This window comes from Sulfitobacter donghicola DSW-25 = KCTC 12864 = JCM 14565, assembly GCF_000622405.1.
Lineage (GTDB): Bacteria > Pseudomonadota > Alphaproteobacteria > Rhodobacterales > Rhodobacteraceae > Sulfitobacter > Sulfitobacter donghicola.
Map to the genome: position 1 here is coordinate 1 of NZ_JASF01000008.1, position 10023 is coordinate 10023.

General features: G+C 51.1%; 14 protein-coding genes. 6 read left to right on the forward strand and 8 right to left on the reverse strand.

The window, feature by feature from the left end; translation table 11 throughout:
• Nucleotides 1–428 precede the first annotated feature (428 nt).
• Nucleotides 429–749 (forward strand): hypothetical protein, encoded by a 321-nt coding sequence (locus Z948_RS0117375; protein WP_025060814.1) that lies wholly within the window; start codon nucleotides 429–431, stop codon nucleotides 747–749.
• Nucleotides 750–799: 50 nt separating this feature from the next.
• Here Z948_RS0117375 and Z948_RS0117380 read toward each other — a convergent pair whose 3' ends face one another.
• The 5 genes from Z948_RS0117380 to Z948_RS0117400 all read right to left on the reverse strand — a co-directional run bounded on the left by Z948_RS0117380 (nucleotide 800) and on the right by Z948_RS0117400 (nucleotide 3549).
• The gene (locus Z948_RS0117380) at nucleotides 800–1843 is read right to left on the reverse strand and encodes a replication initiation protein (RefSeq protein WP_025060815.1); all 1044 of its coding nucleotides are present in this window, start codon (nucleotides 1841–1843) and stop codon (nucleotides 800–802) included.
• A 220-nt stretch (nucleotides 1844–2063) separates the two neighbouring features.
• Nucleotides 2064–2342 carry a helix-turn-helix domain-containing protein gene (locus tag Z948_RS0117385; protein ID WP_025060816.1) on the reverse strand — a complete coding sequence of 93 codons (279 nt, stop codon included), beginning with the start codon at nucleotides 2340–2342 and terminating at the stop codon, nucleotides 2064–2066.
• Nucleotides 2339–2665, reverse strand: a complete 327-nt coding sequence (locus tag Z948_RS0117390) for a type II toxin-antitoxin system RelE/ParE family toxin (protein WP_025060817.1) — start codon at nucleotides 2663–2665, stop codon at nucleotides 2339–2341. Before Z948_RS0117390 ends, Z948_RS0117385 begins: the two co-directional genes overlap by 4 nt.
• Before the next feature lie 52 nt (nucleotides 2666–2717).
• Nucleotides 2718–3305, reverse strand: a complete 588-nt coding sequence (locus Z948_RS0117395; protein WP_025060818.1) for a PI-PLC domain-containing protein — start codon at nucleotides 3303–3305, stop codon at nucleotides 2718–2720.
• Complete coding sequence (locus Z948_RS0117400) at nucleotides 3298–3549, reverse strand: hypothetical protein (RefSeq protein ID WP_025060819.1); 252 nt, start codon at nucleotides 3547–3549, stop codon at nucleotides 3298–3300. The genes Z948_RS0117395 and Z948_RS0117400 overlap by 8 nt, the downstream gene beginning before the upstream one ends.
• Nucleotides 3550–3649: 100 nt before the next feature.
• Here Z948_RS0117400 and mobQ point away from each other — a divergent pair, with 100 nt between their 5' ends.
• Complete coding sequence (mobQ, locus tag Z948_RS0117405; RefSeq protein ID WP_156023564.1) at nucleotides 3650–4879, forward strand: MobQ family relaxase; 1230 nt, start codon at nucleotides 3650–3652, stop codon at nucleotides 4877–4879.
• Between the two features lie 41 nt (nucleotides 4880–4920).
• On the opposite strand, the gene Z948_RS0117410 is transcribed toward mobQ, so the two are convergent.
• Nucleotides 4921–5136, reverse strand: a complete 216-nt coding sequence (locus Z948_RS0117410; protein ID WP_025060821.1) for a hypothetical protein — start codon at nucleotides 5134–5136, stop codon at nucleotides 4921–4923.
• 211 nt (nucleotides 5137–5347) lie between these two features.
• Nucleotides 5348–5692: a GFA family protein gene (locus tag Z948_RS19335; RefSeq protein ID WP_081784111.1), complete on the reverse strand. Its 345-nt coding sequence runs from the start codon at nucleotides 5690–5692 to the stop codon at nucleotides 5348–5350.
• Between the two features lie 391 nt (nucleotides 5693–6083).
• On the opposite strand from Z948_RS19335, the gene Z948_RS18585 reads away from it, so the two are divergent.
• From Z948_RS18585 to Z948_RS0117430, 4 genes are all read left to right on the forward strand, one after another.
• On the forward strand, nucleotides 6084–7358 hold the full coding sequence (locus Z948_RS18585; protein WP_162171782.1) for a calcium-binding protein: 1275 nt from the start codon (nucleotides 6084–6086) through the stop codon (nucleotides 7356–7358).
• Between the two features lie 103 nt (nucleotides 7359–7461).
• A complete protein-coding gene (locus Z948_RS0117420) occupies nucleotides 7462–8178 on the forward strand; it encodes an O-methyltransferase (protein ID WP_025060823.1) in 717 nt (238 codons plus the stop codon).
• Nucleotides 8179–8316: 138 nt separating this feature from the next.
• Nucleotides 8317–8856 (forward strand): recombinase family protein, encoded by a 540-nt coding sequence (locus Z948_RS0117425; protein WP_025060824.1) that lies wholly within the window; start codon nucleotides 8317–8319, stop codon nucleotides 8854–8856.
• A 138-nt stretch (nucleotides 8857–8994) separates the two neighbouring features.
• Complete coding sequence (locus tag Z948_RS0117430) at nucleotides 8995–9423, forward strand: hypothetical protein (protein ID WP_025060825.1); 429 nt, start codon at nucleotides 8995–8997, stop codon at nucleotides 9421–9423.
• Between the two features lie 198 nt (nucleotides 9424–9621).
• Here the strand turns inward: Z948_RS0117430 and Z948_RS0117435 are convergent.
• The coding region (locus Z948_RS0117435) for a GNAT family N-acetyltransferase (RefSeq protein WP_025060826.1) at nucleotides 9622–10023 on the reverse strand (402 nt) is incomplete at its 5' end.

Here is a 10023-nt window from a genome sequence, read left to right on the forward strand (position 1 = left end):
TTCGGCGCCATCGGCATCACATCCATGTCGAATATTGATTTTCACAGGTCCATCCCTCAGCTTTGTGCGGTGATGATAGAGAAAAGTCGTTGCATAACAACGGCAGTTAAGTCCGCATAGCGGACCTCAGCGCTCCCAGAACCGAGGGTCCGCTTCGAGGTGGTCAGCCCTTCCAAAAACGAGGGTTTTTGGTAGGGCTATCAATAGCACCTAACTAAACAAGTAGATGTCTCATATCTAACGGAACCTACTTGATAAATAGCAGAGTTTAGAACTTTCCCCAAAATAGCCTTATCTTGATCGCACATAGGCCACATGGAATCGGTAAGTTAAGTTAATGATCTCTGGAAATAGTAGTTACGAAATTTGCGCGTGGTAGAACTCCAATTAACTTTCAATATCAACCCCTTATTTAACACAAAGAAACAATGAAGATTCTATCTATTTTAGCTCTTTTTGCCATTGTTGGAAGCCCTGCGATTGCCGGCTGTTCCAACTACGAAGACGGCAGCTTGCCCAACACCCAAGCACCTCAATACCGGATCTGCTACGATGACGTCTGCGATGAGACTACATTAAGTTATGAATGTAGCAATATTAGAGGATCCCAAACCGGTTTCGCAATCGGATGGTCAATTGACGTCGTGATCGCAGAGAATGGCAATCAAACAACAATCATAGGATGGCAAGGTCGCGCTATCGAAGAGGCCAAGCATTATCGGTTGTCGGTCGAGAAAATAGTAGACTGATGTGATGGACCCTCAACTTTCGTAGGCAATTACGACTGTTTTTGAACGGTCTATCGCGCTGAATATCTCTTGCACCAAGTCGTAAAAGTTTTCTCGATACTAGCCGCATCGAGCGGGATCGACTTCTCGCCGCACCACTTGCGGAACGCGTCGGCCAACACGCGCAAGTCTGGCACATGACGTCCGTCGATACGTGGTGCATTATCCCGCGCAATCCGGTCCCATGGCTGGGCATCCTTTACGCTTCCAGAGGCCGGGAAAGCCATAACAGGTGTTTCTGCCGTTCCGTCCCGCCGCGCTTTTCGACCTACCTTGGGCCGATCCAATTCGGCCTTGGCAGACTTTTTCTGCGTCTGTTCTTTTTCTTCCCAAGAAATAGTCACACTGGCGACTGTCCGCCCGATCTTGTTAGGCGTGGCGGTCAGCGCCAAGCGCGAAAGCTGGCTAATCTCTTTAATAGCTGGCTGAACTACGTCGCGATTCAAGTTTGCAAATCGTGTAATCTTTCCTTCCGTCACCCCCAGCATGGCTCGCAATTCTGACACGGTAAAAGTTTTGCTAGCGATGTGCTTTAATCCCGTGAGGCTGGAAATATGTTGGAACAGCAGCACTGAATATTTACTGGTGAGGTGAAAAATAGTTTGGCGATCCATGATAGCCCAATGGATAGAAGCCTCTGCCATTTCGATAAACATTCGCCCAAAAAACCACGACAAAAGTGTGTCGCCACTGATAGGGTCTTTCCGGTTTAGAACGGCATGATCCAACAACCCGCCGATCACGATCCGATCTATATCCTCATCGGGATTGCCTTCCCGGATAACCACTGCTCGCAACTCCTCAAAAAGGGGCGTGAGACTGCCACGGCTATGATTGTTCATGCCGTCAATTTTGCGAATGTCCGATAAGCGAATTTCGTGGCGAACTGGCTCAGCCATACGCCCGCCTGCTGTCGCGATCATCAGATGCATCAGCTTGAGAGCGGCAAGACTCGGCGCATTTTGCATATAGACGCCCCGAGCCACCTCAGCGGGCAGCACAGTTTTGGTATCGTCATGAGCACGATCGGCTGCAACTTGAGTTGTCTTAATCATGGTAGGTTAAATAATGGGTTAAACTCTACCTGTAAATCTGTTATTTCGGCTGGATATCCTACTTTTGCGGCTGGATATCCTACTTATAAGGCCGCAAGTATATGAACTTAAAAACAAATTCAGGCATGAACTTATAGAACTTATAGAACAAGAAAGGCGCTACGCGCTTTTTTGGTAAATATGTCTTGGTTTAAGGGCGTGTTTTTGGTGTCTGTTACACTCAAACTGGATCGAGGCGGATATCCAGTTTGGCGCCTACAGCGTCAGCAAAGCGGGCCAGCTTTTCGATGCTGATATTTTGCCGCGCCCCTTCGATGCGAGAAATCTCACTCTGTTTGGTTCCCATCCGCTCGGCGACTTCGGCTTGGGACAGCCCAGCCGCTGCCCGTGCTGCAATGAGTTTGCGGGCGAGGTTAAATTCAGGTTCTAGGGCATCGTAAGCGGCCTTATTGTCAGGATCGCTCAGAAACTCTTTTTTCAGGTCAGCCAGTTTGGTCATATTACCTCCTTCGCCCGCTTGCGGGCTGTTTCAAGTGCGGTCTTTGGCGTCTTCTGGGTTTTCTTCAGGAACGCATGAACAACAATCAATCGCTGTCCCGACGCCTTTACGTAAATTGCACGGGCAATCCCGTCCTTGCCACTCATACGGATTTCCCAAAGACCGCCAGCGCCGGACAGGGACCGCACATGCGGCATCCCGACAGTTTCGGGCCCTTGCTCCGTCAGCAGGTCTGCAATCCGTAAGAACCGAGCAAACAGATCACGCGGCAGCTTTTCCAGCTCCCGGTCTACCCGCTTGTCCAATGTCTCTACTGACCACATATAACATATATGTTATAATAAAGAGCTAAGGTCAAGGAGCCAAGAACGCGCTCTACGAGGGGTCTTCCCAGATAACGCAGCCTGACCGATCGTTTTCCGTAAAGCTGGCGCCACGTGCGCCTCTGCACTCTGAAGCGAAGGCATTTTGCTTGAGGGCAGTCCCTGCTTCAAAAAGGTGAGTGTATTTGGCGGCTGGTTCGCGTGCAAAGAAGCCCACAGCGCCACAGAGCGCCCCTATGAGGGCGATCATGCCCATTCTGCGCCACTTACCCGCCTCATGGGCCTCCTGTGCGCTCTGGAGGCGGTGAGCGGCGGCGTGGAGTTTGCTGACCCCGTCCATTTGGGCCTCTGCCGCCCGATCCGTCTTGCGGGTCAGTTCGACAGACAGCCCGCGCATTTCCTGTGCTGCATCTCTGGCCGCGTGCAGGGCTTCATGATCTTTTTCGAGGGCTGAGCTGAGAACCGCAGCAATCACCTGCCCGTTGTTTTTCCAGTCCGTTTGCTTGGCAATGGTCTGAACGTAGGTGCGTGCATCCTTGGTGGAGGCGGACGTGGCCGCAGATTGTTTCTGCACGTCAATCAGCGTGGTGGTGTTCTCTGCCATCGCTTCCAGCAGGGCATCTAGTTTTTCATCATTCATCTTGAGCGGCTTTCTGATCAAGGTCGGACAGGAGCGGTTGCAGCTCTTTCACATCGAGGTCGCGTGTGACCCTCTCGCGTAAAAGTGCCGCCAGTTTCGCAGCGGCTTGCGGGCTTTCCAAAGCGGCCTTGGCAACGACAGCGCCCACAACGATTTTGACGCGAGTGTCGCTGGCCTTCTTTTTGGTGCGGAGCCGAGCCAGCTTTGCTTCAGCCGAGGCGATTTGTTGTTGAAGTGTTTTCACTTTTATTCCCTCTCCGGTTGTTCTACTTATTAGGGAATTCAGTCTGTGCAGTAAAGTGCGGTGATCACGTAAGTGCTCACTTATACGTCGCAAGCGACGTGTGAGCGAAGGACCGCTGCGCATCCTTTCGAAACCAAGCCAAGAGGCGATCATGGCGATTTATCATTTTGATGCATCTGTGATCTCCCGAAGCAAGGGACGGTCTGCAACCGCCGCCATCGCTTATCGCACCGCCGAGGTGATCAAGGATCACCGCACGGGCGAAGTGCATGACTACACCCGCAAGAGCGGTGTCCTGCACACAGAGATCATCGCCCCCGATAACGCGCCAGCGTGGGTCCATGATCGTTCCTCGCTGTGGAACGGCGTCGAAGACGCCGAACGCCGCAAGGACGCGCAGGTGGCCCGCGAGGTGCGTGTTGCCCTGCCGTCGGAATTGTCCACCGAGCAAAACGCCGACCTTGTGCGGGCGTTTGTGCAGGAGCAATTCGTGGCGCGGGGCATGATCGCGGACGTGGCGCTTCATGCCCCAGGTCGCGAGGGCGACCAGCGCAATCACCACGCCCATATCATGCTGACCACCCGCGCTGTTGGACCCGAAGGGTTCGGGGCCAAGGAGCGCGACTGGAACGCCAAAGACCTGCTGGTCGATTGGCGCGGCTCATGGGCTGAGCACGTAAATGACACGCTGGAGCGGTGCGACATTCACGAGCGGGTTGATCACCGCACGTTGGTCGCGCAACGCGCAGATGCCCTGTCTATGGCCCATGACGCCGCCGAGCGCGGCGACGAGGCCGCGCAGACGGAGCACATGGCGCGGGCCGTGGAGCTGGACCGCCCCGCCCTGCCCGGCATGAGTGCAGGATCATGGAGCATGATGCGGCGCGGGCTTTCCACGCCAGCCGCTGAACGCTGGCAGGAGGTCAAGCAAATCGCCGCACAGGCCCGCGAGATTGCCGCCGAGTTCAAGGACTGGGCGCGGGACTGGCTTGAGCGGCTGGTGGACGGCATGCAGGAGCGCGCAGTGGCCGACGGGCCGTCCATGCCTCAGCGAGAACCGCAGACGGCGCTGGAGCAGTTCAGGGCCGCCCAAGAGGCCGCACGTGGGCCGCAGCGTGAGGCCGTCACGCCTCAGACGCCACTCGAGCAGCTCAAGGCAGCGCAGGAAAGCCGAAGCTACGGCGTCAGCGACGAAGTGGAGCGTCATGAGGAGCAGGCGCGGCAAGACCTGCAACGCGAAGACGCAGAGCGCGAACGGGCGGCGGAGCAGGAAAGGCAGGCGGAGAAAGAACGCGCTGCCGAGCGCGAAGGGCCTACGCATGAGCGGTGACCTACATAGAAAACGCCAGAACAAAGGCCTCTGCGCAGGGGCTAGGACCAAGCACCGCGAATAAAAACGCGGTTTCTAAAGTTCTCTAAAGTGATGGGGCCATCAAAAAAAATATCGAAGCTATCCCCCAAAATGCGCTTCCCTTGTTCTCTGACCTCACCGATGAAAGCCTTAAGTTCGAAGTCGTCCTTCGCCTGCTCGAGAAATCGCGAAATTTCAGAAGTATATGGGTTATCTGTTAGATTAAGCGTGCGCATGCAGGTAACTCCATATTGTGCCGCATTTTTCACAGAATACTATATGTAGATTTTAGGTACTGTGTCAATGTGCTTGATGATCCGCCTGTGCGCTAACTGGGTACTGTAAAAAAGCCAAAGTTATCTGTTCAACAAACGGTCGTTTTTGGAAGACTGCGAATGTCGGCTTCGAACCAGTTTTGCAATTTTGGGTGACTAAATTTGCATCTATTTACGGCAACTCAGGGTAACGCTCATCGACACTCGCATAGTCCAACCACTCAAGATCGTGTGAGCACCAAATGTGCCTAGAAGTGTGCTTCTGGGGCATGCCATCCAATGTCGCAACCCTGAGGATTACGGTGTCCTCGTGCGACCATTCAGCCATCAAATGAGCCCCGCAGTTCCCACAAAAATGACGGAACTTTCCGGGGGAAGCCTCGTAGGTTCGTTTGTTGTTCAAACTACTTGTCCAAGAAAAGAGATTTCTGGACACACGGGCAGTACTTGCAAAAGGAGCGGCATGTGTCTTTCGACAAGTGACACAATGGCAACTGCCGCTGATGACTTCAGGCATCCGATACCCTCACTAGCTTTCCTTGATTTAGAGATACTGACTTAATCAAACCGCCGCCACCTCAATCAACCTGAAATGGCAACTTCGTCCGCACACCTGATCTTGGCCCGTTCAAAAACGGTCAATATCGTTGCTAAATCCTCCCGAAAAGATAACCTATGGTAGTAATTGTGGTAACTAAAGGAATAATCGTATGCTAAACTACACAGGTTCACTCGGCAATGACACGGCCACATTGATAAGAGATTTCTCGTCGGACCCAGACAATAGTACGGGGCAGTGGCATGCTTACGCGCGTGAGGGTAATGATACTATAAATCTTGGATTTCTAGGAGCTACAGGATACGTACAAGGGCACCATGTAAGAGGGGATAAGGCCGACGGAACAAGCTTGGGCAATGATACAATTAATTTTCAGGATCTTGACCAAGTAAGTGGTACTGTTGTCGGTAGATTAGAAGATTTCGACGCATCAAGAGATACGATAAAAATCGAAGGTACTGCTATTGACCTAAATAATCTTTCAACGAGCGCCTATGACGTTAAAGTCGTCTCGTTTAACGGAGGGCACAATGATGTCGGCTCAACGCCACAACAGTGGCTGCTTATAAATACTTCAGCAGGTGGACACATCTTTTATTCATTAGAAGGTGCTCGAGTTGATATGACAGGAAACGGCGGTGCAAGATCAAGAACTCAAGAGGCTCACTTTGTTCCTGACGCACGATTACCTGCAAATTTAAACTCACTTACAGAAGTAGCGTACATTGATCAGGTAAATTTTGTACCCGATACAGCCATAGCAAGCGGAAGTGGCGGAATCACTTACAATGATATTGATGTGAATGCATCTGACGTAACTGAGACTATCTCAGTAGCCAACAACACAGCAACGAACAACGGAGACCTTATCGCTGCAGGCATCAACGATGACAGTGTTGATGCTGGGCTTGGCAATGATCAAGTTTGGGGAGGCAGTGGTCACGACACAGTTCAGGGCGGTGGTGGTAATGACACACTCTACGGAGGAACCTCAAATGATGTCCTTGGAGGTGGCGACGGCGCAGACAAGCTGTACGGTGACCATGGGAACGATACTATCTACGGAGACAATGGTAATGACACGATCCAAGGTGGCTTAGGAGATGATTTAATCATCGGTGCCAATAACAACGACCGAATAGGTGGCGGCGAAGGGGATGACAGCTTGCGCGGTGACAACGGTAATGACCGTATTTGGGGTGATGAAGGCAAGGATACGATCCAAGGTGGAAGTGGCCATGATACTCTATCTGGCGGTGATGGGAACGACCGGATTGGTGGTGGCAACAATAACGACCGCGTTTTTGGCGGTGATGGGAACGATCGACTGTATGGTGATGGCGGGAATGATAAGATATTTGGAGACAATGGTAATGATATTCTATCCGGCGGATCTGGAAACGACGTATTCGTTTTCCGTAGCGGTGGTGGAGGCGATACAATCACTGACTTCAACAACGGAAATAATAGGATAGACCTGTCTGCAACGGGTGCAAACTCGTTTTCTTCGTTGACCATTACAAGTGGTCCAAACGGATCGTCGAATGTTGATTATGGATCTGGAGACATAGATTTGAGGTTTGTTAACCCAAGCGCACTCACATCAGATGATTTTATCTTCTAGAAATGTTAAATATAGCATTGGCGTGCTGCCGACGGTGGCATGCTAAAATCTTGTGCTTAAGCACTGATTATTATGTTAAAGACTTGGAGTTAAAGCTTTGCGATTGAAACTTACGCGTGTGCTGGGAGGTGGTTCAAGAAACGACTTTCTCTTAAGTTATAATATACACGAAGCTACATTTACCAAACAAAACGAAGTCGTATTTCAAGCCATTGAAGAAGCAATTTCAAAAACTGATGACAAAGGAAAAATGTCTCTTTGGGAAGGCTATGATGGCATTCCAGATTATGCACAGAGCGTAGGCCCAAACTCGAAGCGAAATATGTCTCAAGTTAGAACAGGGCGCGGCATATGCGAATTTTATGCGTGGTTAGCTGTGCAAATTCAACCGGCCACAATACTTGAATTTGGTGCAGCTTTTGGTGCGAGTGGCATGTATTGGCTTGCAGGTCTTACCATCGCAGGTAAAGGTCATTTGGTCAGTTTTGAGCCTAATGAGCTATGGTGCTCTATCGCTCGTAAGAATTTTGAAGCAGTCAGTGATCAATTCATACTGACTGCAGGGACATTTGAAGACAACTTGTCGTTAGTTGCCCCCAAAGCAACGATCACTCTAATTGATGCTATCCATACAAAATCTGTAGTGTTGGCGCAGTTTGAGCATGTGAAGCAGGTTAGTCAGTCAGGTGCATTGGTCATTTTTGATGATTTGGGTTTTTCCGATGACATGTGGGAGTGCTGGCAAGAAGTCTGCGATTCATCGGACATTTCATCTGCATGGCAAATTGGAAAACGTGTGGGGATTGTCGAGCTATTATGACGACACGAACCCATGATCTTCATTTGACCGTTCAAAAACGAGCGTTTTTGACACACCCGTAAAACACCCCGATTTCCGCTGTCAAAAACCCCTTCCAAAACCTAAGTGGTTCTGGAACGTTTTTGAAAGGGTCCAGCAATGATCATTGGCTACGCACGTGTCTCGACGGAAGAACAGCATCTTGATGCCCAAACCACGGCACTTGAGGCGGCTGGCGCGGAACGCATCTTTGCGGAGAAAATCTCAGGCACTAAGAAATCCCGCCCTGAACTGGATCGCATGATCGAGCAGTTGCGGGACGGTGATGTTGTTGTCGTCACTAAGTACGACCGGCTCAGCCGGTCACTCCAAGACCTCCTGAGCATCGTTGAGGCCGTCCGTGCGCAAGGCGCTGGGTTCCGGTCACTGGCTGAAGATATCGACACCACAACGCCAGCAGGACGGCTGGTGTTCCATGTGTTCGCGTCGATCGCCCAGTTTGAGCGTGAACGGATATCTGAAAGAACCAAAGAGGGACTAACAGCTGCTCGCAAACGAGGGCGAGTTGGTGGCCGTCCCCCTGCCCTCTCTGCCGAACGTAGTGCTGAGGTAGCCCGTATGCGGGATCAGGAAGGCCGTGGCATTTCTGAGCTGGCAAGGTTGTTTCAGGTTAGCACCAGTACGATCAGGCGAGCTTGATGAAAGGAAGTGATTTTTGCGCTTATTATCCACCCTATTTCCTAAACTGCATGAATGTGGCACACTGGTAATGTTACCGGTCCTTAAGGCCATACATTACCGGATAAAAACACTAAGAAACTACGGGCGAACACAGGCATGAAACTCACATTAAACCAAGCAGCTAAAGATTGTGGTCGTGCAAAATCTACGATCTCAAAGGCTATAAAAACAGGTAAGCTGTCGCATGATAAGGGCGAAAAAGGCGCATTTCTCATAGATCAATCAGAACTGCACAGAGTGTTCCCCCCTACTGGTAACGAACAGCCAAGAAATCCAGTAGAGAACACCGAAAAAGAACAAGGAAACAGCGTCTTACAGATCGAAATTGATGCAATCCGCAGAGAACTGGAAAACGCCAATCTAGAACGGACGCGGGAACGCGAACAACTAACCGATCAGATACAAGAATTGCGGGAAACTGTGGCCGAACAACGCGCAGATTTTCGGCAGACTTTGGCCGTCATAACGGATCAGCGGGAAGGGCAGGGCAGGCGTCGATGGTTTGGGCTGCGACCTGCAAGATAGCGGCTACGTTCATTTCAAAAACGTTCAACAACCTCACCTATTTTGATCGTGGTTTGTGGAAGCGCAAAACAGGGCAGGGGCCGTAGCTTTCCAAAACGGCCGTTTTTGGTAGGTCAGCTTTGCGCATAGCGGACGTTAGTGCGTCGCGCGGCTAAGGTCGGGTTTGAGCCCAAACCTACAGCCATTAGCCCCCCTTTTTTACAGTAGCTTTACCATTTTCAGGCTGGTTTTATTCACTGCTCTGTAGCCGCAGCGTTCATAAAATTTCTTAGCCGTTTTGGTGCTTTCTAAAACACATTTTCTGTTACCTTCTGTAGTAGCCACGTTTTCCAAAGAAGCGAGAAGCTCTTTGCTTACCCCAGAGAAACGCGCATCAGGCCGAACATAGTTCAGCAGCACTTCTCCATGGCTATCAATCATTCCGACTCCCACAATTTCAGTGGCCCTTTCAGCTACATGTACCGTTGCATCGCTGCGCGTAAGCCAGCTGAGCCATGTCGCTTCGGTTTTGTTGGACAGCCAGTCCGCAATCTCCCTTGCATCGCCTTGATGATCTGCGATGCACAATTCGGCAATTGACCGACACAATACATTGACTGC